Genomic DNA, 25,741 nt, shown 5'->3' with positions numbered 1-25,741 from the left:
ATCAAGGGCCTGAGCGCCGTTCGTGTGATCGACGTTCACAGATTCACCCCGAAGATCGTGAATGGCGTTTTGCTAATCTTGCCCTGATCGGCTCGGATCAGCGCGATACGCTGGGCAGACGAGCCGATGATTACGCTCTACTGACGGGCCTGTAGCGACAGGCCCGCCCACAGGCGGCGGTTCCATCTGCCGCCAGCCGGTTTCACCGGCAGCACGGAGGCGGCCAGACCGCCTCCGTCCTTTTGGGCTTTTCCACCAAAAATATTTTATTTTTGCCTGTAGGCCGTCATCTGTCTTGCACAGAAATTTCAGAATATTTTATCTTAGTGACTGCTGCCAACCGATCGCCCATACGGGGGAACGAAGCCGCCTGCGCGACGGTCTTCAGCCTATCTTCATCACTGCGGCATAGCCCGCCTAAGACATGGACTATTATCTGCTCGGCTGGATCGGCGCCATCGCCCTGATCGTTCTTGGATTCCTCGGCAACCTGCTGCCCCTGCTGCCCGGCGCACCGCTTTTGATAGCCGGCTTTCTGCTCGGCGCCTGGCTCGATGATTTCCAGAAGGTCGGCTTTGGCTGGCTGACGGCCCTGGTGATCCTGGCGGTACTGCTGGCCGTGATCGACTTTGTCTCAGGTGCCTGGGGTGCCAAAAAGGTCGGCGCCAGCAAACATGCGGTGGTGGGTGCGACCATCGGCTCGATCGTCGGCATCTTCCTTGGTCTGCCGGGCCTGATTCTTGGACCGTTCGTCGGCGCCTTTCTGGGCGAGCTGATGGTCAAACCCGATATGACCCGGGCAGGCGGTGTGGGCCTGGCGACCTGGCTTGGCATGGTCATCGGCGCCGTACTCAAGGTCGGCATCAGCCTGATGATGATCGCGATGTTCGCCTTCGCCTACTTTATCGCCTGAGTCCGGCTCAGCTCATTGAGAAAGGCCATACTGGCCAACCGGTAACCCGGCTCTGACACCACGCTGTTATGGTCGGCCTCAGTCAGCAGAATCTGCCGTTTGGGGCCGCCCCATGCCTGATAGAGCCGCAGACTATGCGGATTGGGCACGATAAAGTCGCGGCCGGCCAGCACAAACAGTGCAGGCGTCTTGAGTTTGGGCGCCAGCGCCAGGGAATCGAAACGGTGACGCAGCAGCCAGTGGACCGGCACCCACGGATAATGGCCGCTCGCCACCGCAGAGAGACTGTCGTAAGGCGTCACCAGCACCAACCCGGCGACCGGCCGGGTGGCCGCCAGCGCCACGGCAACACCGCTGCCCAGGCTGCGGCCGATCGCGACGATCCGCCTCGGGTCGATCTCGGCCCGGTGCGCCAACAGATCGTAGATCCGGACCGCATCTTGTTTGAGTACCACTTCCCCCGGCTGCCCCTCACTATCGCCATAGCCCCGGTAATGAAATGCAGCAATCGCCCAGCCAGGCAAATCGTGTTCGAGCCCTGATCTGGCATCTTCGCCATTGCCACCGAAATACAGCAGCAGAGGCACCCGCCCTGTGGCCCCGACCGGCAGTTTGAGCCAACCGCGCAGCTTGACCCCATCGGTCTCGACCAGCAGCGGCTGCCAGCCTCGCGTCGTCAGCTCGGCTTCGCTGAGCGACTGGTAAGGCGGCGGCAGGAACAGCAGCCGGTCCTGTAGCAGATACATTCCGCCCCAGCCAAAGATCACCACCACAGCCAGCACCAGCCCCAACAAGCGACCGGCCCAGCGCAGCGGCCGCAGCGGTGCCGGCCGCTTCATCGGCGTTCCTGTCGCCACAACAGGAACAGGGCGAGTGTCAGGAACAGCAGCGATGGCAAGGTCGCCGCCAACAGCGGCGGCCAGTCATACAACAGCCCAAGGTGGCCGACCAGCTTGCTGACGAAGTAGAAAGTCAGCCCCAGCATAATGCCAATAAACAGCTTGACCCCGACCCCACCTGCCCGTTTCTGGGTCTGGGCAAACGGCAGGGCAATCAGCAGCATGGCCAGACAGGCGAGCGGATAGAACAGCTTGGACCACAGCGCGATCTCATAGCGGCTGGTCTTCTGCTTGTTCTTGCGCAGATGGTCGATATAACCCGCCAGGGTGGTGGCCGACATCTGCTCGGGCGCCACCAGCAGCACGGACAGCGTGTCGGGCGTCAGCACCGAATGCCACATATATTCAGGCAGCCGCGTCACATTGACCCGCTCGCCGTCGAGCGCCGTCAGATAGACATCGCTCAGCCGCCAGGCCCGCGTCTGCTCCTGCCACACGCCACGGTCGGCATAGCCGTAGAAGCGCAGCCGGCGCTGCTCATCGAACAGATAGACATTGACATAGTGCAGACTCTGATCGGGCAGCACTTCGCGCACATTGATAAAACTCGATTTGTCGCGCAGCCAGAAGCCGGAGCGGAAGTCCTGTGCCACCACCTGCCCCTTGGCCGCCAGACGTAGCTGGGTGGCGGTACGCTCGGCCACGGGCGCCAGGAACTCGCCAGCCAGCAAGGTCAGCAAGGCAAAGAACACCCCGGCGATCGACAGATAGCCCAGCACCCGGGCAAGCGACAGGCCGCCCGTCCGCATCACGGTGTATTCCGAATACTGATTGAGCAGATTGAGCGAGAACATGCCGCCGATCAGCACCGAAATCGGCAATAGCTCATAGGCATTGCCGGGCGCCAGCAGCACCACATAGGTAAACAGCTTGCCGAGCGAATAGGCCCCTTTGCCGAGGTCGCGCACCTCGTTCATCAGGTCGAACAGCATAAACAGGCCGAGCAGCGCGGCAAGCACCAGCAGACTGGTGCGCACCACCTCGGTGATCAGATAGCGGGCTAGCGTTTTCATCAAACTCTCAGCGATGGGGGCGCAGCCGCCACCAGAACAGGATGACGGTCAGCAGCAACAGCAAGCCATGTACCGGCCACAGGCCGATCCAGGCCGGCACGCGCCCCGAGGCCAGCCAACTGGTCATGATCTTCAGCAGGTAGAGGTAATTGGTATAGATCAGCACGCCCAGAATCAGATTGAAGGCGCGGCCGACCCGTGGATTGAAGAAGGCCAGGGGCAAGGCGATCAAAGCCAGCAGCACCGTGGAGATCGGCGCTGCCAGCCGCGAGGCGAACTCGGCCTGATGTTCGGGATCGGGGCTCTGCGACAGGGTCAGGCTATCGCTGGCCTCGACGGCCTGGCTGGTGGCCCGGCGTGGCCCGACCTCGATGCGCTGCTGCAGGTCGTCGAACTCGGCCACCCGATAGTTGGCACTGCCGGGTGCGCCTTCGTAGATGCGGCCATTGCGCAGCAGCACCTCGCGTTCGCCGTCGGGCTTGGTCAGCAGCGTCCCCTGATTGGCGACCGTCACGGTCTGTATGCCTTCCTTGAGCTGCTGCACAAATACATTGCGCGCCGCGCCGCCCTCGCCCGAGAAGTTCTCGACAAAGGTGACGCGGTCGTTGCGGGAAGATTCCTTGAAGATGCCGGGCGCCACGGCGGCCAGATCCTCGCGGCTGGCCATCTGGTCGCGATAATCGCGGCCCTTCTTGCTGGCCCAGGGAGTGAGCCCCAGACTCAGGATGCCGGCCAGAATGGCCATCGGTATGGCAAAGGTCAGAACGGGTTTGATCCAGGCGGTCAGCGGCTGACCGGCTGAGAACCAGATCGCCATCTCATGATCGCGATAGGCCCGGGTCATGGCCATCAGGATGGTGATAAAGACGGTCAGGGCCAGAATCATTGGCACATAGGCCAGCGCCGTGAAGCCCAGCATGGCAGCCACCGCATCGCTGGCCACGGCGCCGCTGGCAGCCAGACCCAGGAATTTGACACCACGCGTCACCAGCACGATGGCTAGCAGAACGAAGAACACGCCGGCGGTCAGACTGGTGAACTCACGCAGTAGAGCCCGCTCGAAGACGCGTTCGCCGCCGAAAAGCGCGGATTTGGAACGGGAAGAAATGGAGGACACGGCGGTATTTTGACTTTTAGCAGGTGAATCCGGAAAATCGTCTGAATTTACCCGGTTTTCCGGCGCGACCGCCCAGAAGGCCAACGTCGCGCGCCACCCCCGAGCATTCGGGCGGAGTCGGCCCCACGCGGCCGAGCCGCGATCTTACAGGAGTCCCACGTGGAATTCAGCATCAAAGCAGGTGCCTTAGAAAAACTCAAATCGCCGGTGCTGGCGCTCGCCGTGCTCGAAGGCAAGACGCTGGCCCAGACCGTTCCCAACAGCGCCGCGCTCGACGCCGTGCTGCAACTCGGCGATCTGCCTGCGGAAAAAACTGGTGCCACGCTGCTGCTGCATAAGGTGGCAGGTTTCGCCGCCGACCGGATTCTGCTGGTCAACCTCGGCCGAGCCGCTGAACTCGACGAGCGCAAATACCGTGAAGCCGTGCTGGCCGCCTTGAAGGCCGTCGCCGCCGTCGGCGTCACCGAAGCCAGCGTCGCCCTGACCGACATCCTGCCCGCTGGCCGCGACGCCGCCTGGGCCGCCGAAGAAATCGCCATCGCCGCCTTCGACGCCGCTTACCGCTTCGACCGGCTGAAGAGCAAGACCGAAGACAAGCCCAAACTGGCCAAGTTGACCCTGGTGGCCGCCAAGGGTTCCGAAAAGGCCCTCGATGTCGCCGTTGCCCAAGGCGCCGCCATCGGCCAGGCCATCAGCCACGCCAAGGATCTTGGCAATCTTCCCCCCAATATCTGCACCCCGACCTACCTGGCCGAAACTGCCCAACGCTGGGCCAAAGAAAACGGCATGAAGGCCGAGGTGCTCGACCGTGCCGAGATCGAGAAGCTCGGCATGGGCTCGTTCGTCTCGGTCGGCAAAGGCTCGGCCGAGCCGATGAAACTGATCGTGCTGCGCCACGAAGGCGGTGCTGCCGGCGCCAAACCCGTGGTGCTGGTCGGTAAAGGCATCACCTTCGATTCGGGCGGCATCTCGCTCAAGCCCGGCGAAGGCATGGACGAGATGAAATTCGACATGATGGGTGCCGGCTCGGTGCTCGCCACCATGTATGCCATCAGCCGCCTCAAGCTGCCGCTCAATGTGATCGCCGTGGTCGCCACCTGCGAGAACATGCCGGCCGGCCACGCCTACAAGCCGGGCGATGTCCTGACCACCATGGCCGGTATCACGGTCGAAGTGCTCAATACCGATGCCGAAGGCCGGCTGATCCTGTGTGATGCCCTCACCTACGCCGAGCGCTTCGAGCCGGCCGCCGTGATCGACGTGGCCACCCTGACCGGCGCCTGCGTGATCGCGCTGGGCCATCACGCCACCGGCCTCTACGCCAACCAGCAGGCCCTGGCCGACCAGCTGCTCGCCGCCAGCGTCGAATCGGGCGACCGCGCCTGGCAGATGCCGCTGTGGGACGAGTATCAAGAGAGCCTCAAGTCCAATTTCGCCGATCTCGCCAACGTGGGCGGCCGGCCTGGTGGCTCGATCACCGCAGCCTGCTTCCTGTCGCGTTTTGCCAAGAAATACGACTGGGCCCACCTCGATATCGCCGGTACTGCCTGGAAATCGGGCGCGGCCAAAGGCGCGAGCGGCCGTCCGGTGCCGCTGCTGACCCGATATCTGCGTCAGCGGGCCGCCGAAGCCGCCAATCAAGCCGCTTCCAAGCCCGTGGCCGCCACGGCGGAGGCTCCGCTCAAGAAGGCCAGCAAACCCGCAGCCAAAACCAAGCCCGAAGCCGCGCCCAAGGCCAAACCGGCTGCGCCCAAGGCTGAAGCCGTGGAAACCAAGGCCGTGCCCAAAACCAAGACCACGTCCAAGGCCAAGGCCAAGGCCGCCGCGCCCAAAGCGGATGCCAAAACGCCCAAGACCGGCAAGAAGAAGTAAACCGGAATGGCCACGCCGCGCGCCAGCTTCTATTTCAACGTCAGACGGCGTGATCACGCGCTGTGTCAGTTGATCGACAAGGCGTTGCGACAGGGGCTCGCTATCGGCGTCGCCGCCGATTCCGAAGCCGACGTGCACGCGCTCGACCTGCTGTTGTGGGAAGTCCCGCCGACGGGCTTTCTGCCGCACTGCAAGGTCGGGCATGCGCTGGCCGATGTCACGCCGGTTCTGCTCGACCATAGGCTGGACCGGTTGCCGCAGCGCGACGTCCTGTTCAACTGGCGGCACGATATCGCCGCCGATCCCCAGCGCTTTGGCCGGGTGATCGAGATTGTCGCCCGTGACGACGAAATCGGCCGCGAGGCTGCCCGGCAGCGCGTAGCTGCCTATAAGCGGGCTGGCTTTACGGTCGACTTCACCGATATGGCAACGCGCTGAGATCCCACCATGGCTGACCAACCCAAACCGCTCGATCCCGCTGATCTCGACAGCGGCCTGCCGCCGCTGTTGGGCAAAATGGATGCCTTGATCGCCCGCCATCGCGGCAGTGGTCCGAACCAGACCATCCCGACCCTGACCGAGATCGCGCCGATCACCCGTACCGGTGATATCCCCATCCTGACCGATGTGGCACCCACCCATGGCGATGATCTGATGTTCACGCCTGAAGAGATCCGGCCCGACAGCTTCGATAGCACGCCGACTCCTCCTGCGCCAGCACCAGCTCCCGCCGCGACCGGTTCGGCTCAACCGGCCCAGGCCCCTGCCCCGCGCCCGAGCCCCGCGCCGACCACCTTGGCCGATTTCGATCTGCCGACCTTTGAATTCGCCGTACCGCCGCCCCCGGCCCCTCCGCCGCAACTGAACGAACCGGTACTCGACAATCTGTCGAATCTGTCGATGCCCGAGCTGATGTTCGATTTCGAGGCGGAACCCGTCGAGGAGGCCCCGCCCGTACCGGCGCCACAAGCCGCGCCCGCGCCCCGGGTAGCACCGGCCCCGATTCCGCAGGCCGCGCCGGCCCCGCAACCCGCCCCGGCTCCGGCGCCCATTCCCCAAGCCGTGCCAACGCCCCAGGCTGCACCGCTTGCGCCGCAGGTGGCGACCCATCTCGCCACCGAACCCGAGTTCAGCGAGAACAAGGCCACCCTGGGTGAACTGACCATCGAGCTGCCCGAAGTCGATCTGCGCCTGGCAGCCGAAGCGGCACCGGTGATCAGCGACAGCGATTACGTCGACAGCTCGCCGGAAGTCGAGCTGACGCTCAGTCTCGACGCTGGCGAGCCACCTGCGCCGCAGGTCATCGATCTGGCCCATAAGACTCACTACGCCACCCATGCCGATCTGACCATCAGCCTGCCCGAAGCACCGCGCGGGGTCAGGCCGTTTGTGGAGCGTCGGCCGGCTGTGCCGCTCGATACCGCCCCGGATGCGGAACTGCCGCCGGTTTCTCTGACTCCGCCGCCGTTGCGCGCCGCCAATCCGGCCCTGGTAACGCCGCCAGCCGTGACGGCACCGCCGCCACCGGCGCCAGCTCCGACCGTGGTTCTGCCTACCGCCGCTCCGGCCGTTGCCGCCCCGACCCGGGAAGCCCTGGCACCGCCGCCGCGTCCTGCTGTCGTACCGCCGCCGGCCTTGACGCCGGCCGCCCCACCACCAGCCCTCAAAACGGTCGCACCGGCTCCCTTGCTGGAACCAGCGGTCCCGGCCGCCCCGCTGATCGATAGCGCCGCACTGTGCGCCCAGCTGGCCGCCGCCTTGCGACCGGAACTGGAACGCATGGTACGCAGCGAACTGAGCCGTCAGGTGGCCACCTTGCATACCGAAGCAGTCCGCCGCAGCCTTGCGCACTTGCAGCCGGCACTGCAAAAGCTGGTTGAGGAAAAAGTGAACGAGGCACTCAATGAGTTGGGGCTGCACGATCACACGACGCCTTGACTGGCAGTCGATGAAAGGCTTTTCAGCAGAAAAATAAAATATTAAGCAAAATGTCTGCAAGGCAAATGGCCGGATATAAACGAAAATAAAAAAACACCTCCCAGTTAATAGGGAAGCGTTTTTCATGGATCCGTCCGATCCGGCCTATGGATATCTTCTGCTTCAATTTTCCCGCTGCCATTGATCAGCAATAGCCCGGGGTTAAGAGAAGGGAGGCGGTAGCTCGGGCGGATACAAGATAGCGAGATGCCGGCTGCCTCGTGATCGCCATAAAACTATTGAGCAAAATGCCTGCAAGTCAGACAGCCAAATGTAAGCGAAAATGAAAAACGCCTCGCAGCAATAGTGAGGCGTTTTTCATGGTTCCGACTGATCCGGCTCAGGTAGAAGTAAAAAATACCTTCTCGGTATTTCAATCAGCCCAACAGTTCCTGCTCATCGGCAATCAGCTGCGCCACTGTCTCCCGGCGCCGGATCACGCGGACTTGCCCGCCGTCGATCAGCACCTCAGCAGCGCGAGGCCGGGTGTTGTAGTTCGAACTCATGGTCATGCCATAAGCGCCCGACGACAGCACGGCGAGCAGATCGCCCTCTTCAATCGCCAACTCGCGCTCCCGGCCGAGAAAGTCGCTGCTCTCGCACACCGGCCCCACCACATCGACCGTCTGCGGCGGCGTGTCGCGGTGCCGTACCGGGACGATCTCATGCCAAGCCTGATAAAGCGCCGGGCGCATCAGATCGTTCATACCGGCATCGACAATTGCAAAACGGCGGGTTTCACCCTGCTTGATATATTCGACCCGGGTCAGCAGCAGCCCGGCATTGCCGACCAGCGCCCGGCCCGGTTCCAACACCAATTGCAGCGACCGGCCAGCAAGCCGCGCCAGCACGGCCTGGGCATAATCGGCCACGGCAGGGGGTGTCTCGTCGGCATAGCGGATACCCAGACCGCCGCCCAGGTCCAGATGACGCAGCACGATGCCTTCAGCGGCCAACTGATCGACCAGCGCGAGCAACCGATCGAGCGCATCGAGGAAAGGCGCGGTATCGGTCAGTTGCGAACCGATATGGCAGTCGATACCGACCACCTGGATATTGGCCATCGCAGCCGCCCGCCGATAGACCGCCAGCGCATCGCCGTGAGCAATACCGAATTTATTGTCCTTGAGACCAGTGGAAATATAAGGATGGGTATGGGCGTCAACGTCCGGGTTGATCCGCAGACTGATTGCCGCCGTCCGCCCCATGGCGGCGGCGACACGGTTGAGCCGGATCAGCTCGGGCTCGGACTCGATATTGAAGCAGTGGATGCCCACTTCGAGCGCCAGCCGCATTTCGGCTTCCGACTTGGCCACGCCCGAGAACACGATGCGCTCGGCAGGCACGCCAGCCGCCAGCGCCCGCTGCAATTCCCCGCCCGACACAATATCGACCCCGGCGCCCAGTTCGGCCAGCAGACGCAGGATGCTCAGATTGGAATTGGCTTTCAGGGCATAGCAGATCAGGGTGTCATGCCCGGCAAACGCATCGCGGAAAGCCGCGAAGGTGGTGCGCAGATGCTCGGCCGAATAGACATAGCAGGGGGTATCGAAGCGCTCGGCAATCTCGGCAAGCGCCACACCGTCGTACAGCAGGCGGCCAGCGCCGTCGGAAACAAGATTCATCACGAAGCGGACTCCTGGGCGGCAGGCTTGGCAGGCAGGGTCAACGGTCCCTTATAGCCGCAGCCGGCCAACAGGAAAGCGGCAGCAAGGCACAGAGCGATCAGGCGCATGGCGAAAACCGGGTATGTGGCAAAATGCCGATACTAACAACGCCACTGGGGTAAGCCAATGACGGACAGTGAATTCGAAAACCAGACCGCTCGCGTATTTGCACGCATAGAACACGCTTTCGATCTCGCCGATTGCGACGCCGACCTCAGCCTCAATGGCGGCGTGCTGGAGATCGAATTCGACGATGGCGCCAAGATCATCATCAACCGCCATGCCCCGCTACAGGAATTATGGATCGCTGCCCGCTCAGGCGGCTTTCACTATCGCTTCGATCAGGGACTCTGGCGCAACACCCGCGACGACGGTGAATTCTTTGCCCAACTGACCGAGCTGGTGCGCGTACACACCGACGCCGGTTTCAGCTTCTGAGCCGTCTTCGATTTGGATAGCTGGCTACTCCCGCTGTTGCAGGGGCCGTGGGCGCTGCTGGCGCTGTTTGGCTCTGCATTTCTTTCTGCCACCATCCTGCCCGGCAATTCCGAGCTGGCGCTGGCGACACTGGTCCATTGGGTGCCGGCTCAACTATGGCCCGGCGTCGCGGTGGCCACCTTCGGCAATACTCTGGGCAGCCTGACCAGCTACTGGCTGGGCGGACGCCTTGCCGCCCACCCCGACGGCCGCGCCACGGTCTGGTTGCGCCGCTGGGGTAGCCCGGTCCTGCTGCTGTCTTGGCTGCCGCTGATCGGGGATGGATTCTGCCTGGCTGCCGGCTGGGCCAGGCTGCCAATCATTCACTGCGCTGCTTATATATTTGTTGGAAAGTTGCTCCGTTACTTACTGATCGTTGCGCCATTCTTCTATTTGGGCGCAATTTGATGTTGTACTGGCGCAACTTAGGGATTCCCCCAAAAACCAGCAAAAAATATATAAAAATCATCATTTTACAAAAAAAGGTGAGAATCCATAGCCCTTCTCTTCTCACCGTAAAAAAGACAGGGCGCGTTGCTTGCCCCTCGGACCTCCACCTATCATTACCGTCGTGATGGCTCGCCGTGGCCCGACTGCGGCAGCTGAGCAGCACCGTTTTTCTCCCCTTTTAAAGGAAGACGCAATGAACAAGAAACTGATCGCCCTGGCGGTAGCCTCCGCCGCTGTGGCTCCGGCTGCTTTTGCCGCCGATAGCGAAGTCGTGATGTATGGCCAGGTCAACCTGGGCGTGGTGATTGACAGCCACTACCTGGGCACCGGCGAGCAACTGCGTGTTGAAAACCTCGGCACCAGCTCCCGCATCGGCTTCAAGGGCAGCGAAAAACTGGGCAACGGCCTGACCGCCTGGTTCCGCATCGAAAACGGCCTGGCCCCGGACGACGCTTCGGCTTCGGGCTGGGCTACCCGCGAAGGCTGGGTTGGCCTGAAGGGTGATTTCGGTAACGTCGCGCTGGGTCGTGGCAAGAGCGCCTACCAGCTGGCCGTTGAAGAATTCGACTGGTTCGATGGTCCCCTGACCCTGGGCATCAACGAAGTGGACGGCCTGAACGCCAGCCGCTTCAACAACACCATCAAGTACATGGGCGACTTCGGTCCGGTGTCCTTCTCGTTCGACTGGGGTCTGGGCGAGAACAAGGGCAACGGCAAGAGCGCCGGCCGCTACAACAGCGCCTCGCTGAAGTACACCATGGGCGACCTGTGGTTCATCGGTGCCGGTGACGTCGAGAAAGATGCCAACCGCGCCAACCGTGACCGTCGTGACGCCCTGCTGGGTCTGGGCTGGGGTTCGGGTCCGGTCGCTGTCGCTGGTGCTTACCAGTACGCCAGCGCCAAGGACACCGGCGTCAAGGTCAAGCGTAACAGCTTCCTGGTCACCGGCAGCTACTCCATGGACAACCTGACCCTGAAGGCTGGTCTGGACATTGGTGACAAGCAACGCGTCAACGGCACCAAGGTCGCCGACAGCCAGTTCGTGCACAGCCTGCTGGGCGTGAACTACGCTCTGTCCAAGCGCACCAAGCTGATGTCGGAATACGGCCGCATCGACTTCAAGAAGCCGATTCAAGACAAGTCGACCTTCACCGTCGGCGTGATGCACGCGTTCTAATCGGTTTTCCGACCGCTTAGCGACACAAAAGGCAGCTTCGGCTGCCTTTTTCCTTTCCTATCTTTCCACACCCTCATGTCCTCCCAAGCCTCTTCTCGCTGGCTGTTCTACTGCCGTCCCGGTTTCGAACGCGACTGTCTGGCCGAATTGATCGCCCGCCATCCAGCCGCCCGAGCCATCGAAATGGCCGAAGGCTGGGGCAGCGTCCGTCAGATTCCCCCGATCGAGCTGTCCACCCTGGTATTCCCGCGCCAGTTGCTGCAGTGGGTGGCCGACGTCACCGAATTGCCCAGCCGCGACCGCATCTCCCCGCTACTTACCGCCGTCGAAGCCCTGGGACAGCGTTTCTCCGACATCTGGTTCGAATACCCCGATACCAACGAAGGCAAAGCCCTGTCGAGCTTCTGCAAGCGCTTCGGTCCGCTGTTCCGCGAGCGCGCCGCCCATCTGCTCGATACCGACCCGACCGCTCCGCGCCTGCACCTGTTCTTTCCCTCGCTGGAACGTTGCCTGCTGGCCATCGCCGACCCAGCCAGCGCCAGCCCCTGGCCGCTTGGGATTGCCCGGGTCAAGATGCCGGTCGAGGCGCCTTCACGCTCGACCCTCAAGCTGGCCGAAGCCTTTCTGGTGCTGGTGCCCGAACAGGAACTGACACAGCGGCTCAAGCCCGGCATGCGCGCAGTCGATCTGGGCGCTGCACCGGGTGGCTGGACCTACCAGCTCGTCACCCGTGGCCTCAAGGTCATTGCCGTCGACAACGGGCCGATGAAAGGCTCCATGGCAGGCCACCCGCAGGTGGAGCACCAGCGCCAGGATGGCTTCCGCTACAAGCCCCGCCGTCCGGTCGATTGGGTGGTATGCGATATGGTGGAACAGCCACACCGGGTCGCCGCCCTGATGGCGCAATGGCTGGCCGAGGGTCATGCCAACCAGGCCCTCTTCAATCTGAAGCTGCCCATGAAGAAACGCAGCGAAGCCGTGGCCGATGCTTTCGAACTGATCGACGACAAACTGAGCGCTGCCGGCATCCGCTATACGATCAGTGCCCGCCAGCTCTACCACGACCGCGAGGAAGTCACCGTCTACCTGCGGCGGCGGCGCTGAACTTGACAGTACAACGCGGCTTTTCCTAACGTGAAAGCCCTTCGGCATAGAAAGGACCTATCGATGTTAAAAGCCTTCAAAGAATTCGCCATGCGCGGCAATGTGGTCGATCTGGCGGTCGGTGTGATCATCGGTGCCGCCTTTGGCAAGATCGTCGATTCGCTGGTCAAAGACGTGATCATGCCGCCAATCGGCCTGCTGCTCGGCAATGTCGATTTCTCCAATATCTTTCTGGTCCTGAAGGAAGGCAGCAAGCACGCAGCCCCCTACGAAACGCTCAAGGCCGCTCAGGATGCCGGTGCCGTCACGATCAATATCGGTCTCTTTCTGAATGTGGTGATCAGCTTTCTGATCGTGGCCTTCGCGGTCTTTATGCTGCTCAGAGTGCTGGAAAGACTCAAACGCAACGAACCGGCCCCGCCGCCCGCCCCGTCCACCAAACCCTGCCCGTATTGCCGCGTCGATATGCATATCGACGCCACCCGCTGTCCGCATTGCACCTCGACGGTCTGAGCGATGGCGGCAAGGCAATTGTTCGTGCTGGGCGGTGGCGGCTTTCTGATGGAGAAGTCACCACTGCTCGACCAGTATTTCCTAGCGCTGACCGGCCAACCACGGCCACGCGTCTGTTTTCTGGCCCAAGCCGGCGGCGAAGCGCCTGAACAACTGCTGCGTTTTTACAGCGCCCACGCCCGCTACGACTGCCGTCCCAGCCATCTCTCGCTGTTTCGCCCTCATACGGCCGATCTGACCGGTTTTCTGCTCGAACAGGACGCCATCTTTGTCGGTGGCGGCAATACCCGCTCGATGCTGGCGCTGTGGCGCGAGTGGGGAATCGATCAGGCACTGCGGCAAGCCTATGAGGCGGGCATCGTGCTGGGCGGTATCTCTGCCGGGATGATTTGCTGGTTCGAGCAGGGCCTGACCGATTCCGTCCCGGGTGCGCTGCGCCCACTCGCCGGATTGGGCCTGCTGGCCGGCGGCGCCTGCCCGCATTACGACGGTGAGGCAGAACGGCGCCCCTCGCTGCGTCAACTGGTGGCAGACGGCCGGATGCCCACCAGCTGGGCCGCCGATGATAGCGCAGCGCTCCATTTTGTCGATGGCTGCTTCGAGCGCGCCGTCACCTCACGGGAAAAGGCGCGGGCCTGGCAGGTGAGTCGCGATCCGACTGCCCCGCAAGGTGTGCTGGAGACAGCCTTGCCGACGACCTTGCTGACGCTCGATTGATAGCTCAGTCATAGACGGCTATGGCAGCCATGCGGATTTCGCATGAATTTGTCGCTCCATGCCACGCCAGACCTCGCCATTGGCGCTACTCCACATTCTTGAAACGAATACCTGCCGTGACAGAGGACGCAGAGGATTCGCATCCAATCCCAGCACGAACCTGTGGCCTCTGCCCACCCGTCCAAGCGAGCCACCCAGTCACCATGAGCACAAAAAATAAAAGCCATGCTTAAAACGCATGGCTTTTTGCTTGGATGCGGCTATAGGTCTCGAAACTGTTCCTGATACCTATTCCTAACATGAATACCTACCGTTTCTTCTTTAACAAACACAGGAAGAACCCATCCATCGATTCATCGGGCAGCACCCGTGCCGCGCGGCTGAGGCTGGCAGGGAAAAGCTTACCGTCCCAGGCAGTGAGGCCGGGGAGGAAGTTGTCGAGCCGCCAGGGCAGATCGAGCACCTCGACCTCGTCGCCGGCGTGTTTGAGCAGCGTCGCCAGGGCGCCTTCGTTTTCCTCGGGGGCAAACGAACAGGTCGAATACAGCAAGCGGCCGCCGGGCTTCAGGGCGGTCCAGGCCGATTGCAGCAGGCGTTTTTGCTTGTGGGCGCATTCGCCGACTTTTTTCAGCGACCAGTGGCTCATCGACTCGGGGTCACGCGTATCGAAGCGCGCTTCGGACGAGCACGGTGCATCGAGCAGGATGCGGTCGAACATTGCCGGGCATTTGCTGCCAACGGCGCGGCCATCCATCAGATAGCACTTGGCAAGCGTGGCCCCTTGCTGGTCGAGGTTGGCCTTGAGGCGGAAAAAGCGGTCGCGCACCGGCTCGACTGCCGACAGCCGGCCCTGATTGGCCATCATGGCGGCAATCTGGCTGGTCTTGCCGCCCGGAGCGGCGGCGAGGTCGAGGACCGTTTCGCCCGGCTGTGGATCGAGCAGCAGCGGCGCGAGTTGGGAAGACAGATTTTGCAGATAGAGGCGGCCGTCGTAGAACGCTGCCGTCTCGGTCAGCGCGCGCTTTTGCTCGAACGGGACCGAGAAGGCCAATCCCGACCAGGGCAGCGACTTGAGCTGAAAACCCGCCGCGGCGAGTTCGGCGCAGACCGAGTCGGCAGAGGCTTTGAGCGTATTGATGCGCAGCGCCACCGGCTTGTCGATGCCAAAGCTCGCCAGCACCACCGGCAGCCGCTCGGGCGGCACGATGGCGGGCAGGCGCTCCAGGAAAGAAGGGGGCAGAACAGTCTGATTCATCGCAAAGGCCATCCTGAGACGAATGAAACGGCCTCGCCGGGCGCGGGGCCATACCACGGCGCCGCAGCGCCAGCCTGACGGCGGCTTTGACCTACCGTCCGGGGAGGCGGGATAATACGCGGTTTTCCAACGGCTTTTCACGCCATGCACTCCCTTTCCCTGTTCCGTGCTGTCCTCGCTGCCCTGCTGATGGGGGTGACGGCCCAAGCTGCCGACGATTGCCGCCGTGTTGCCGAGCAGATCAACAAGACGCTCGGCCACCGGCTCGACAGCGCCGAGCTGGCCGACACCCTGAGCGCGCTCAATCGCGATGGCCGGCTGCCGGCCCGTTTCGTTACCAAGCGCGAAGCCACGGCAGCCGGCTGGAAGCCCGGTCGCTCGCTCTGGTCGGTGGACGGCATGGACGGCAAATCGATCGGCGGCGACCGCTTCGGCAATTTCGAAGGCCGCCTGCCCAAGGGCAACTGGCGTGAAGCCGACCTCGACTACCACGGCGGCAAACGCGGCCCGGATCGGCTGGTGTTCGAACCTCAAGCCAGCGGCCGCCGCTATGTCACCGTCGACCATTACCAACAGTTCACCGAAGTCCCGCCATGTCGCTGACCCTGCTCGAATTCACCAATGTCGAGACGATTGCCGATTTCTTTGCCCAGCTCGAAGGCCAGCTCGAACTCGACTATGAGCTCGGCCACAATCTCGACGCCGTCTACGATGTATTGACCAGCGAACTCGACGGCCCAGCCGAACTGGTGTGGCACAACACCGATCTGGCCCGGATTCATCTGGGCGACTGGTTCGTGCGCATTCTCGACGTCATCCATACCGCCGCCGCCGATCGCGGCGATCTTACTGTGAGCCTGCAATGATCACCGTCCATCTGAAACCCGGCCGCGAGAAATCGGCCCTGCATCGCCATCCCTGGCTGTTTTCCGGCGCCATCGCCAAACAGGATGCCGAACCGGCCAGCGGCGACACGGTGCGTGTGCTCGGCCATGACGGCCGCTTCCTCGGCTGGGCCGCCTGGAGCCCGCAATCGCAGATCCGCCTGCGCTTCTGGAGCTTTGACGAAGCGGAACGGATCGACAGCCAGTTCTTCCGTGCCCGCATCGACCGCGCCATCGCCGCCCGTACCGCTCTGGCCGCTCATGGCAATGCGGCTCGGCTGGTCCATGGCGAATCGGATGGCTTGCCTGGGGTCATCGTCGACCGTTACGACAATGTACTGGTGCTGCAACTGCTGTCGGCCGGCGCCGAGCGCTGGCGCGAGACGCTGGTCGACGTGCTGCAAGCGGCGACCCACTGTCAGGCGATCTATGAACGTTCCGACGCCGATGTGCGCGAACTCGAAGGGCTGACGCCACGGATGGGTCTGCTGGCCGGCAAGCTGCCTGCCAATGTCGATATCGTGGAAAACGGCCTGCGCTACCGGGTCGATGTCGAAGCGGGCCAGAAAACCGGTTTCTATCTCGACCAGCGCCGCAACCGGCAGCGCATCGGCGAACTGGCCCGCGATGCCGAGGTGCTCAACTGCTTCTGCTACACCGGTGGCTTCTCGCTGGCGGCGCTCGCCGGCGGCGCCCGCTCGGTGCTGTCGATCGACAGCTCGGGCGAAGCGCTGGCGGCAGCCCAGGCCAATCTGGCGCTCAATGGACTCGATGCCAGCCGCGCCGAATGGCTCGAAGCCGATGTGTTCCAGCATCTGCGCAAGCTGCGCGACCAGAACCGCCGTTTTGATCTGATCGTGCTCGACCCGCCCAAATTCGCCCCGACCGCCCAGCATGTGGAGCGGGCCGCCCGCGCCTACAAGGACATCAATCTGTGGGCGCTCAAGCTGCTCAAGCCCGGCGGCTGGCTTGCCACCTATACCTGTTCGGGCGGCATGAGTGCCGACCTGTTCCAGAAGATCGTGGCAGGTGCGGCCTGGGATGCCCATGCCGACGCCCAGATCATCGAGCGCTTCAGCGCCGATATCGACCATCCGGTGGCGCTGAGTTTCCCCGAAGGCGATTATCTGAAGGGCCTGCTGCTGCGTAAGCTCGGCTGATCCATCTTTTACAAGGCAACCGCTCCATGCTCGTGCTCGGCCTCGAATCCTCCTGCGACGAAACCGGTGTCGCGCTCTACGACAGCAAAGCCGGCCTGCTGGCCCATCGGCTTCATACCCAGATGGCCATGCATGCCGAGTACGGCGGGGTGGTGCCGGAACTGGCCTCGCGCGACCATGTGCGGCGCATCCTGCCGCTCACGGCCGACTGCCTCAAGGCAGCCGGCCGTGAGCTCGCCGATCTCGACGCCATCGCCTATACCGAAGGTCCGGGGCTGGCCGGCGCCCTGCTGGTCGCCGCCGCCGTTGCCAATGGCCTGGGCGTCGCGCTCGGCAAACCGGTGATCGGCATCCACCACCTCGAAGGCCATCTGCTGTCGCCCTTGCTGGCCGATCCGGCCCCGCAGTTTCCGTTTGTGGCGCTGCTGGTGTCGGGTGGTCATACCCAGCTGATGGCCGTGCGCGGCGTGGGCGATTACGAGTTGCTGGGCGAGACGCTCGACGACGCCGCCGGCGAAGCCTTCGACAAGACCGCCAAGTTGCTCGGACTCGGCTATCCGGGCGGTCCGGCCCTGTCGCGGCTCGCAGACCAGGGCGACCCGACCCGCTTTACCCTGCCCCGGCCGATGCTCCATTCGGGCGATCTCGATTTCAGCTTTGCCGGACTCAAAACCGCCGTACTGACGCTGGCCCAGAAGCATCCCGAGCGCGACCAGCAGACCGTGGCCGATATCTGTGCCGCCTTCCAGGCCGCCATCGTCGAGGTGCTGAGCGCCAAATGCCGGGCAGCGCTCAAACAGACCGGTCTGAAGCAACTGGTGGTGGCAGGTGGAGTCGGGGCCAACCGGCAACTGCGGGCCGAACTCGACGATCAGGCCGTGCGACGGCGCTTCAAGGTGTTCTACCCGCCGCTGGAGCTGTGTACCGACAACGGTGCCATGATCGCCTTTGCCGGCGCCCAGCGGCTGGCCCATGGCCGTCCGGCCGGCGCCTTCGCGGTCAAGCCGCGTTGGGACTTGGCCAGCCTCGCGGCAGCGGGCTGAGGCCGATTCCTGGTGTCCGATGAAGCCCTGAAAAGTCGAAACTCAGCAGTGCATCACGCCGCCGTGCGGCTGAAGGACCCGACAGTAGCGGCCCGCCTGAAAAAGCGCGATTTCCGACTCGTCCGCAACTTTCAGCAAGCCCCGTTGGCCCTATGATCGTGCGCGACAAAAACGAAGCGATCTCGCCGCGCCAGCGGGACAGACTGCCTTCCTCCGGCCCCGCGCCCGCACGGCCTGCCCGGACGCTGTGCCCGATGGCACCATCGCGCCGTTGATCACTACCGGGTCCATCAAGGACCGTCTACTGGAGCCTGCCCATGCGTCATCTTGTTCCTGCGCTTGCCCTGCTTACTGCCCTGCCCGCAGCTGCCGCCGAACGCAGCGGCGACCCGCTGCGCCCACTGCTCGATTGCCGCTACCGCGACGGCTTTGCCGCCGTCGACCGCGCCCGTCTGCCGGAGAAGGTCAGGGAACGCTCGGTGGTCACGGAACTGGGGCCGAAGAATGTCTCGCTGCTCGACGGCTATCGGGCGGTCCTGGCCTATCCGAGCGCGGCCTATTTCGCCAACCTCAAGATCGAACGCTCGCAGCCCGAGCGCTACGCTGCCGACAAGGAAGCCATCCTCTCGTCGATGCGCCGGATGGCGTTTGGCGATCCGCACAATCCGCTGCAACTGCGCAATGAAACGCGCGCCGGCATCGAGATCCACGGCCTCGACCAGCCCGACCTGAGCGCCGCCGGCCCGATCGCCCTCTACAGCCTGTTCGACGACCAGCGTCAGTGGATCACCACCATCTTCTTCCTGAACCAGAAACCCGGCTCGGGCGGGCAGGCGTTTCGCAATCTGGAACAGTTCCGCCAACAACGCGACCGGATGATCGAGGATTACCTCGGCTGTATGGCCAAACAGAAATAGACGAAGCAGGGAAAATACGGAGAGGAATGCAGGATTAACAAATTCTGCAAATTGCTCGCAAGACATGGAGCAGAAAACATAAGAAATATAAAAAATTACCCCGACCCGCTTATGGCCGGTGCAGCCTTGCCCCGAGCGCAACCATAATACGGACTGCCTGGCTTCGCGGCCGGCCCACCCTACTCTTCCTCCCCATCCCGACGCCGCGAAGCGCCCAACCAGGCGAGCCATAAAGGCACCTGGCACAGCACGAAACCGACAAAGCCCAGCTCGAGCGCCTGCTCGGGCGGGAAGCGCAGCCAGCCGAAGAACATCAGCCAGAACCAGACAATTCCGGCCAGTGCCAGCAGCTTGGCGCGTGGCGAGGGCGGCAGCCGGGTCGAGCGAACAGGCGGCGCTTCAGGTTCGGCCCAGCTGGGTTTGATGCTGATCCGCCGCCGGGCCATGGTTTACGCCACGTCGAAACGGGCCTCGAGATGGCCGTCGAGTTGCAGCAACAGGCGATTGCCCGAATGCAGCGGGCCGACGCCTTCGGGGGTGCCGGTAAAGATCAGATCGCCCGCTTGCAGCGTGAAGCGGCTCGACAGATAGGCCAGCAGCGTGGGGATATCGAACACCATCCGGGCAATCTCGCCGCGCTGGCGCCGCTCGCCGTCGATATCAAGGCTGAAGCTCAGAGTGGTGGGGTCGGTCACGGCTGCGGCCGGGATGAATTCCGACAGCACTGCGGCGCCATCGAAGCCTTTGGCGAGCGTCCACGGCAAGCCCTTTCGCTTGGCCACGGTTTGCAGATCGCGTGCCGTCAGATCAAGGCCTAAGCCATACCCTTCGATATGCGACCAGGCAGCGTGCGGCGCAATCGATTTGCCGCCCTGGCCGATCAGCAGCACCAGTTCGGTTTCGAAATGCACATCGTTGGAAAAAGCCGGCAGTCGGATCGGCTCGCCTTCGGGCAGCAGGGCCGACGTCGGCTTGAGGAACACCACCGGTTCTTCCTCGACCTGATTGCCGAGTTCGGCGGCGTGGGCGGCGTAGTTGCGGCCGATGCAGTAGATATTGGCAACGGGACGGGTGCTGCGGTCCTGCAAACGAATATGGGCCATGGGCAATGCGCAGTAGGAAAAGCGCCATGGTAGCGCTTCCCTTGTTCCGGCGGAGATGAAAAAAGGGCCACTGAACGTGGCCCTTGATACAGCTAGAAAACTACGGGGAACAGTGCGCTTACCAGCTCAGCTTGAGCGAGTATTTGCCATTGGTCGAACCCGTACCGCCCGAGTAGCGCACCACGCGAACGTAACGGACCAGTGCGCTGGTGCCACGGTTGCTGGTGCTCAAGCTGTCGGTGCGACCGGTGCCGTTTTCGCTGGCGCCGATCTGCGAGCCGCTGCTGTTGTACAGGTACAGGTCGTAGTCCGAGCTGGCGTTCGGGGTCAGCGTGGCGGTCAGGGTGGCGCCGGCGGGCAGCGTCACCTTGAAGTAGTCCTCATCGCTGGTGCTGCCGATGGTGCCGTTGATGGTGTTCGGGGCCGCCACATTCTGGGCGGTGCCCAGGCTGTTGTTCGGCTCGATATCACCGCTCGGCGGCGGCGGCGGCGGGGTGGAACCCAGCGCACGGGCCGCATCGACGATACCTGTGCCACAGCCCGAACAGCTGGCCGGGAAGGCACGCGCGGTGGACTTGAGCTTGCTTTCGACCTGATCGGGCGTCAGACCCGGTTCCTTGGCCAGCATCAGGGCCACCACGCCGGCCACGTGCGGCGTGGCCATCGAGGTGCCCTGATAGTAGGCGTAGACATCGGAACCAGGGCTGGTGCTGCCCGAGTTGAGGGTGGACAGGATGCCTTCGGCCTGGCCGTTGCGCATTTCGCCGCCAGGCGCCGCGACGTCAACGATGGTGCCGTAGTTGGAGTAGGAAGCACGGCTGCCGGCACGACTGGTAGCGGCCACCGTCACCACGCCCTGGCAGTTGGCCGGGCTGGAATTGCTGGCGTCCTGGCTTTCGTTGCCGGCTGCCACCACCACCACGGCACCACGGCTGCGGGCCGAATTGATGGCGTTCTGGGTAGTGGTATCGCACGCTCCACCACCGCCGAGCGACATATTGATCACCCGGGCCGGGTTGGCATTGGCCGGCACGCCGGCGACGCTGCCACCAGCCGCCCAGATAATGGCGTCGGCGATATCGGAGGTGTAGCCGCCGCACTTGCCGAGCACGCGGACCGGAACCACCTTGGCATTGAAAGCCACACCGGCCACACCACGACCGTTATTGCTTACCGCGCCGATGGTGCCGGCAACGTGGGTGCCGTGCCAGGAGCTGGTCTGATCTTCTTCCGGATAACCATCGCCGCACTCGCCGGCCTTGATCGCATCGCCCGGATCACTGGCGTCGGCGTCGCGGCCGTCGCCGTCATTGCTGACGAAGGTGTCGCCGATAAAGTCGTAGCCACCGACGATATTGCCAGCCAGGTCGATATGCGGACGATAGCCGGTGTCGAGCACCGCCACCTTGACGCCGCTGCCGGTCGAGATATCCCAGGCAGCCGGCAGATTCATGCCGCCGACCGGGTCGGTGAAGTCCCATTGCTGGTTGAAGTTGGTGTCGTTGGGAATGAACATCGCGCGCATGATGCGATCGGGTTCGGCGAACTCGATCGAGTCGTCAGCAGCACGCATCTGGGCGGCCAGGGCGGCTGCTTCGGCCACGGTCACGCGGCGGTTGAGCTTGACGACCTTGGCACCGATGGCGGTGGTGCGGACCATTTGCAGGGACATCCCCAGTCCCTCTGCAACAGCCTGCGCCGGCCGGATTTGTTGTGCATCGGCGCTGAAACCATTGCTTTTGTACTTCACGATCAAACGATCGGTCATGCCAGTTGCGCCGCTGGTGGTGGTACCGCCAGCCATGGCGTAACCGCTGGTGGCCAAAGCGGTAGCCACGGCCATCGCGGTCACGCTACGACGCAAGAGAACGGTTTTAACCGTCATATTGAGTTTCTCCTCTGTTTCCTGGTTCCAAAGCCGCCCGGCCGATTGCTCGGCTCCAACCCGCAGGCTGGTTCCCCTCGGGCGGCACATTCGCCCGCCGGATCAGCGGTGAGCGAGCACCCATACTGGCGTACCCAAAACGGCAGGCGCAACCGTCATCTAGAGTGTGTAAACACACGTCTTAAAACCGCAACAAGGTAAGTACTTTCCCTTACTTGTCATATTCTGGAAAACCAAGTTCAGTGCGGCGTGCAGCAATATAAAACATTCGTACAAGATCAGTTAGCCCAAGAACGGAATCAGATGGCGTAAAAAATAACAATGATTTTTTCCTGTATTGCGGCGCAACAAAAAAATCGGGGCCAACGGCCCCAAAAGTAAAAAGGACGGGAGAACCCGTCCTTTTGCTTTGCAACAGCGAACCCGCTGATTACTGCTTGGGTGCTGCTTCTTCCTTCTTCTCTTCTTCTTTCTTTTCTTCCGACTTCTTGGCCTTCTTGGCCTTCTTGGCTTTCTTCTCGGCCTTTTGCTCTTCGGCCTTCGGTTGTTCAGCCTTGGCATCGGTAGCGGCGGCAGCCGGGGCATCGGCAGCGAAAGCCACGGAGGCGAACAGGCCGGCGATCAGGGCAGCGATCAGTTTGTTCATGGTGAAGTCCTATCTGTCAAAAGTAAGTCGATTCGATGCAGCGACGGTCGTCGCCACACCGCATTAACGCCAGCGTGGCGCGATCGGTTGACAGGGTAGCGACACAAACTGTGCAATTGGCTTTTTAGAAAGAAAAATGAAAAAGCCGCTCCAGACCCGATGCGGCTTAGTTGAATAAATAAATAGGAGAAGCGAATCAATCTATTGCCATAAGTCGGTCAGAACCACGACGCCAGGGTCAGCAGCAGCAGCAAGGCCAACCAGAACAGCACCGTGCGCCAGACCAGGCCGACGGCACAGGTCAAGGTGTTGGGGTCGGCGTCCTCACCGGTACCGAGTTCGGGGCGGAACTTGACGGTGTAGTCCTGATGCAGCGGCAGGCCGAGCCGCACACCAATGGCACCGGCCCCGGCGGCAAGCAGGATGCCGTAGGTATGGTTGATCCAGCTCTGCGCCTGCTGGCGCCAGCAATACACCGCATCCTCGAAATCGCCGACGATGGCAAAGCTCGCGGCGGTCGCCCGGATCGGCAGCCAGTCGATCGCCTCGGCCGCCTGACGGGCGAACTCGCCGAAACGCTCGCCTTCGGCCTCGGGCCGGCTGCCCCAGCGCTGCTGCAGGATGGTGGCGGCACGGTAGACCACCACCCCGATCGGACCAAGCAGGACAAACCAGAACACCGGTCCGAATACATAACGGTAGGAATCGATCAGCCCCTGCTCGGTCGCCACGCGCGAGACCTCGTTATGGTCGAGTTCGCTGGTCGATTGACGGGTCCAGGCCGCCAGCGCCCGGCGGGCGACCGGCAGGTCGCCGTCCTTGAGTGCCTCGGCGATACCGGAGAAGGCGTGGCTGAACTGACGAAATCCCATGGTCAGGTACAGCACGCCGATCGAGAAGACCCAGGTCAGCAGCGGATGGATCAGATAGAGCAGGCCGCACAGCAGCACGACGATCAGGGCCGGCACGGCCACCGCGATGGTCCAGGCGATCACGCCGTGGCGGTAGCTGCCGGCGTTGAAATTGCGTTCGACCTGATCGGTGAACAGGGTATAGGCGCCGAGGATGGGATTTTGGGCGCTGATCGGGCGGAACTGCTCAAGCAGCAGGGCAAGCACGAGCGAAAGCCAGGTCATGGTCGCTAAGTGAGGGTGGGCAGACCCTTGGATGATAACCGAAATCGCCGCGACGACAGCTGGAACCAAGGCTGGCAGCCCGGGTCGAGAATTGGCATAGCCCCCTTGATCGGCTATCCTCTCAAGGCTCTGCACAATCAAAACTACGCGCCCGATCGCGTCCTTCCGGAGACCGCCATGGAACATAAACTTCCCGAACTGCCGTATGCCCTCGACGCCCTGGCCCCGCATATGTCCAAGGAAACGCTCGAATACCACTACGGCAAGCACCACCAGACCTATATCACCAACCTGAACAACCTGATCAAGGGTACCGAGAACGAAAACCTGTCCCTCGAGGAGATCGTTCGCAAGGCACCGCCCGGTGGTCTGTTCAATAACGCCGCCCAGGTCTGGAACCACACTTTCTTCTGGCTGGGTTTCAAGCCCAACCCCACTGGCGAAGCCCGCCAACCCGAAGGCTCCCTGGCTGACGCCATCAACGCCAAGTGGGGCTCCTTCGACGACTTCAAGAAGGCTTTCAACACCTCCGCCGCCGGCAACTTCGGTTCGGGCTGGACCTGGCTGGTGAAAAAGGCCGATGGCTCGCTCGATATCGTCAATACCACCGCCGCCGGCACCCCGCTCACGGGCAGCGACACCGCCCTGCTGACCTGCGACGTGTGGGAACACGCCTACTACATCGACTACCGCAACAGCCGCCCCAACTATCTGGAAGCGTTCTGGAAGCTGGTCGACTGGCAAGTGGTGGCCCAGCGCTGCGGCGCCTGAGCTGCGCCAGTTGGCGGACGCCCCCTCAAGGCGTCCGCCAGACAATCCGGCCCAGGCTACAAGCTGGGCCGTTTTGTTTTCTGCGTCCGATCATGCCCGGCCAATCGATGGGCGGCCAAAGAACTGTCGTGCGGGTCTACCGTAGCGACACGTCCAGCCCTTCGGCCAGATAATCGAGAAAGCAGGTGATACGCGCCGCCAGGGCCGTATTGCGGTAGTAGACCGCGTGGATGGACTGCGAGGTTTCCACTGTCTGTTCCGCCAGAATCTCCACCAGCCGCCCTGCCAGCCGGTCTTCCCGAGTCATGAAGTCGGCCAGACAGACCACCCCTTCTCCCGCCAGCGCAAGCTGACGCAGGGTTTCGCCGCTGGAGGCGCTCAGCGCCGGCGTGACCGGGAAATCTTGCTCGACCCCATGGCGCAGTGGCCAGCGATTGAGGCTGTCGGGTCGGGTGAAACCGAGCAGGCTGTGCCGGCCCAGTGCCTCGACCGTGGTCGGCTCGCCATGGCGGCGCAGGTAGTCAGGACTGGCCAGCACGCGCAACCGGCTGCGGCCAAGCGGTCTGGCATGCAAGGTGGAATCGCGCAGCGGGCCGATGCGGATGGCCAGATCGGCCCGCTGTTCCAGCAGATCGATAATCTGGTCGCTGCTGTGCAGTTCGAGTTCGATCTGCGGATAGCGGGCACGGAAGCCGCCAAGCAGCGGCACCACCACATGGAGCAGAAAAGGCGGGGCGGCATTGATGCGCAGGCGTCCGGCCGGGGTCTGGCGCCGCAGTGCCAGTTGCTCTTCGGCCTCTTCGACACTCAGCAGGATGCGCCTTGCCTGCGCCAGGAACACTTCACCCTCTTCGGTCAGCGCCAATCTGCGCGTCGTACGGCGCAGCAGGGTCACTTCGAGTTTCTGTTCGAGCCGACCCAGTGCCCGGCTCACGCCTGAGGCGGTCTGGCCCAGTTGGAGAGCGGCGGCACTGATCGAGCCGGTGTCCACCACAGCGGTAAACGCCTGCATTTCTTCAAGGGACAGCTTCATTCGTGACTTCTA

At 62.9% G+C, this 25,741-nt stretch carries 28 protein-coding genes; 16 read left to right on the top strand and 12 right to left on the bottom strand.

The genetic code is table 11. The annotated features are described in order from the left end of the window. Positions 1–424 precede the first annotated feature (424 nt). The gene (locus tag ACFOW7_RS17535; RefSeq protein ID WP_378166746.1) at positions 425–913 is read left to right on the top strand and encodes a DUF456 domain-containing protein; all 489 of its coding nucleotides are present in this window, start codon (positions 425–427) and stop codon (positions 911–913) included. On the opposite strand, the gene ACFOW7_RS17530 is transcribed toward ACFOW7_RS17535, so the two are convergent. Genes ACFOW7_RS17530 through lptF form a run of 3 tightly spaced genes read right to left on the bottom strand, consistent with a single transcriptional unit; the run spans position 898 to position 3,942 of the window. Further along, positions 898–1,752: an alpha/beta hydrolase gene (locus ACFOW7_RS17530; protein ID WP_378166744.1), complete on the bottom strand. Its 855-nt coding sequence runs from the start codon at positions 1,750–1,752 to the stop codon at positions 898–900. The genes ACFOW7_RS17535 and ACFOW7_RS17530 overlap by 16 nt on opposite strands. Then, on the bottom strand, positions 1,749–2,825 hold the full coding sequence (gene lptG, locus ACFOW7_RS17525) for an LPS export ABC transporter permease LptG (protein ID WP_378166742.1): 1,077 nt from the start codon (positions 2,823–2,825) through the stop codon (positions 1,749–1,751). The genes ACFOW7_RS17530 and lptG overlap by 4 nt, the downstream gene beginning before the upstream one ends. A gap of 7 nt (positions 2,826–2,832) precedes the next feature. Further along, on the bottom strand, positions 2,833–3,942 hold the full coding sequence (gene lptF, locus ACFOW7_RS17520; protein ID WP_378166740.1) for an LPS export ABC transporter permease LptF: 1,110 nt from the start codon (positions 3,940–3,942) through the stop codon (positions 2,833–2,835). 159 nt (positions 3,943–4,101) lie between these two features. Here lptF and ACFOW7_RS17515 point away from each other — a divergent pair, with 159 nt between their 5' ends. The 3 genes from ACFOW7_RS17515 to ACFOW7_RS17505 are packed head-to-tail and all read left to right on the top strand — an operon-like array spanning position 4,102 to position 7,752. Continuing rightward, positions 4,102–5,814, top strand: coding sequence for a leucyl aminopeptidase (locus ACFOW7_RS17515; protein WP_378166738.1), 1,713 nt, complete (start codon positions 4,102–4,104; stop codon positions 5,812–5,814). Positions 5,815–5,820: 6 nt separating this feature from the next. Next, positions 5,821–6,252 (top strand): DNA polymerase III subunit chi, encoded by a 432-nt coding sequence (locus ACFOW7_RS17510; RefSeq protein WP_378166736.1) that lies wholly within the window; start codon positions 5,821–5,823, stop codon positions 6,250–6,252. 9 nt (positions 6,253–6,261) lie between these two features. Next, the gene (locus tag ACFOW7_RS17505) at positions 6,262–7,752 is read left to right on the top strand and encodes a hypothetical protein (RefSeq protein ID WP_378166734.1); all 1,491 of its coding nucleotides are present in this window, start codon (positions 6,262–6,264) and stop codon (positions 7,750–7,752) included. 416 nt (positions 7,753–8,168) lie between these two features. Here the strand turns inward: ACFOW7_RS17505 and lysA are convergent, their stop codons facing one another. Both lysA and lptM read right to left on the bottom strand, forming a co-directional pair. Beyond that, complete coding sequence (gene lysA, locus ACFOW7_RS17500) at positions 8,169–9,416, bottom strand: diaminopimelate decarboxylase (RefSeq protein WP_378166732.1); 1,248 nt, start codon at positions 9,414–9,416, stop codon at positions 8,169–8,171. Then, positions 9,416–9,526, bottom strand: a complete 111-nt coding sequence (gene lptM, locus ACFOW7_RS17495; protein ID WP_378166730.1) for an LPS translocon maturation chaperone LptM — start codon at positions 9,524–9,526, stop codon at positions 9,416–9,418. The genes lysA and lptM overlap by 1 nt, the downstream gene beginning before the upstream one ends. Before the next feature lie 58 nt (positions 9,527–9,584). Here lptM and cyaY point away from each other — a divergent pair, with 58 nt between their 5' ends. The 6 genes from cyaY (at position 9,585) to ACFOW7_RS17465 (ending at position 13,896) form a co-directional block, all read left to right on the top strand. Beyond that, on the top strand, positions 9,585–9,896 hold the full coding sequence (gene cyaY / locus ACFOW7_RS17490) for an iron donor protein CyaY (RefSeq protein WP_378166727.1): 312 nt from the start codon (positions 9,585–9,587) through the stop codon (positions 9,894–9,896). Between the two features lie 12 nt (positions 9,897–9,908). Then, the gene (locus ACFOW7_RS17485) at positions 9,909–10,343 is read left to right on the top strand and encodes a YqaA family protein (RefSeq protein ID WP_378166725.1); all 435 of its coding nucleotides are present in this window, start codon (positions 9,909–9,911) and stop codon (positions 10,341–10,343) included. Between the two features lie 235 nt (positions 10,344–10,578). Continuing rightward, positions 10,579–11,562, top strand: a complete 984-nt coding sequence (locus tag ACFOW7_RS17480) for a porin (protein ID WP_378166723.1) — start codon at positions 10,579–10,581, stop codon at positions 11,560–11,562. 75 nt (positions 11,563–11,637) lie between these two features. Next, on the top strand, positions 11,638–12,666 hold the full coding sequence (gene rlmM / locus ACFOW7_RS17475) for a 23S rRNA (cytidine(2498)-2'-O)-methyltransferase RlmM (RefSeq protein ID WP_378166721.1): 1,029 nt from the start codon (positions 11,638–11,640) through the stop codon (positions 12,664–12,666). Between the two features lie 63 nt (positions 12,667–12,729). Further along, entirely contained in the window at positions 12,730–13,179 is a 450-nt protein-coding gene (mscL, locus tag ACFOW7_RS17470; RefSeq protein ID WP_378166719.1) for a large conductance mechanosensitive channel protein MscL, read from the top strand. A 3-nt stretch (positions 13,180–13,182) separates the two neighbouring features. Then, positions 13,183–13,896 (top strand): Type 1 glutamine amidotransferase-like domain-containing protein, encoded by a 714-nt coding sequence (locus ACFOW7_RS17465; RefSeq protein ID WP_378166717.1) that lies wholly within the window; start codon positions 13,183–13,185, stop codon positions 13,894–13,896. A 307-nt stretch (positions 13,897–14,203) separates the two neighbouring features. On the opposite strand, the gene ACFOW7_RS17460 is transcribed toward ACFOW7_RS17465, so the two are convergent. After that, positions 14,204–15,151 (bottom strand): RsmB/NOP family class I SAM-dependent RNA methyltransferase, encoded by a 948-nt coding sequence (locus tag ACFOW7_RS17460; RefSeq protein WP_378166714.1) that lies wholly within the window; start codon positions 15,149–15,151, stop codon positions 14,204–14,206. Between the two features lie 144 nt (positions 15,152–15,295). Between ACFOW7_RS17460 and ACFOW7_RS17455 the strand changes: the two genes are divergently transcribed. From ACFOW7_RS17455 to ACFOW7_RS17435, 5 genes are all read left to right on the top strand, one after another. After that, on the top strand, positions 15,296–15,754 hold the full coding sequence (locus tag ACFOW7_RS17455; protein ID WP_378166712.1) for a ribonuclease domain-containing protein: 459 nt from the start codon (positions 15,296–15,298) through the stop codon (positions 15,752–15,754). Beyond that, positions 15,745–16,017 (top strand): barstar family protein, encoded by a 273-nt coding sequence (locus ACFOW7_RS17450; RefSeq protein ID WP_378166710.1) that lies wholly within the window; start codon positions 15,745–15,747, stop codon positions 16,015–16,017. The genes ACFOW7_RS17455 and ACFOW7_RS17450 overlap by 10 nt, the downstream gene beginning before the upstream one ends. Continuing rightward, positions 16,014–17,195, top strand: a complete 1,182-nt coding sequence (locus ACFOW7_RS17445) for a class I SAM-dependent rRNA methyltransferase (protein WP_378166708.1) — start codon at positions 16,014–16,016, stop codon at positions 17,193–17,195. The genes ACFOW7_RS17450 and ACFOW7_RS17445 overlap by 4 nt, the downstream gene beginning before the upstream one ends. Positions 17,196–17,221: 26 nt before the next feature. Next, positions 17,222–18,238, top strand: coding sequence for a tRNA (adenosine(37)-N6)-threonylcarbamoyltransferase complex transferase subunit TsaD (tsaD, locus tag ACFOW7_RS17440; RefSeq protein WP_378166706.1), 1,017 nt, complete (start codon positions 17,222–17,224; stop codon positions 18,236–18,238). Between the two features lie 317 nt (positions 18,239–18,555). Further along, positions 18,556–19,155: a hypothetical protein gene (locus tag ACFOW7_RS17435; protein ID WP_378166704.1), complete on the top strand. Its 600-nt coding sequence runs from the start codon at positions 18,556–18,558 to the stop codon at positions 19,153–19,155. A gap of 179 nt (positions 19,156–19,334) precedes the next feature. On the opposite strand, the gene ACFOW7_RS17430 is transcribed toward ACFOW7_RS17435, so the two are convergent. From ACFOW7_RS17430 to ACFOW7_RS17410, 5 genes are all read right to left on the bottom strand, one after another. Next, a complete protein-coding gene (locus ACFOW7_RS17430) occupies positions 19,335–19,601 on the bottom strand; it encodes a hypothetical protein (protein ID WP_378166702.1) in 267 nt (88 codons plus the stop codon). A gap of 3 nt (positions 19,602–19,604) precedes the next feature. Next, positions 19,605–20,258, bottom strand: a complete 654-nt coding sequence (locus ACFOW7_RS17425; protein ID WP_378166700.1) for a fumarylacetoacetate hydrolase family protein — start codon at positions 20,256–20,258, stop codon at positions 19,605–19,607. A gap of 118 nt (positions 20,259–20,376) precedes the next feature. Beyond that, complete coding sequence (locus ACFOW7_RS17420) at positions 20,377–22,143, bottom strand: S8 family peptidase (RefSeq protein ID WP_378166698.1); 1,767 nt, start codon at positions 22,141–22,143, stop codon at positions 20,377–20,379. 430 nt (positions 22,144–22,573) lie between these two features. Continuing rightward, positions 22,574–22,789: a hypothetical protein gene (locus tag ACFOW7_RS17415; RefSeq protein WP_378166695.1), complete on the bottom strand. Its 216-nt coding sequence runs from the start codon at positions 22,787–22,789 to the stop codon at positions 22,574–22,576. Positions 22,790–23,007: 218 nt separating this feature from the next. Continuing rightward, positions 23,008–23,925, bottom strand: coding sequence for a CobD/CbiB family protein (locus ACFOW7_RS17410; protein ID WP_378166693.1), 918 nt, complete (start codon positions 23,923–23,925; stop codon positions 23,008–23,010). A gap of 177 nt (positions 23,926–24,102) precedes the next feature. Here ACFOW7_RS17410 and ACFOW7_RS17405 point away from each other — a divergent pair, with 177 nt between their 5' ends. Then, positions 24,103–24,696, top strand: coding sequence for a superoxide dismutase (locus ACFOW7_RS17405; protein WP_378166691.1), 594 nt, complete (start codon positions 24,103–24,105; stop codon positions 24,694–24,696). 136 nt (positions 24,697–24,832) lie between these two features. Here ACFOW7_RS17405 and ACFOW7_RS17400 read toward each other — a convergent pair whose 3' ends face one another. After that, the gene (locus ACFOW7_RS17400) at positions 24,833–25,729 is read right to left on the bottom strand and encodes a LysR substrate-binding domain-containing protein (RefSeq protein ID WP_378166689.1); all 897 of its coding nucleotides are present in this window, start codon (positions 25,727–25,729) and stop codon (positions 24,833–24,835) included. Positions 25,730–25,741: the final 12 nt, after the last annotated feature.

This window comes from Chitinimonas lacunae (assembly GCF_042650885.1).
GTDB classification, from domain to species: Bacteria; Pseudomonadota; Gammaproteobacteria; order Burkholderiales; family Chitinimonadaceae; genus Chitinimonas_A; species Chitinimonas_A lacunae.
The sequence above is the reverse complement of the archived record's forward strand: the minus strand, read 5'-3'. Positions and strand labels throughout refer to the sequence as shown.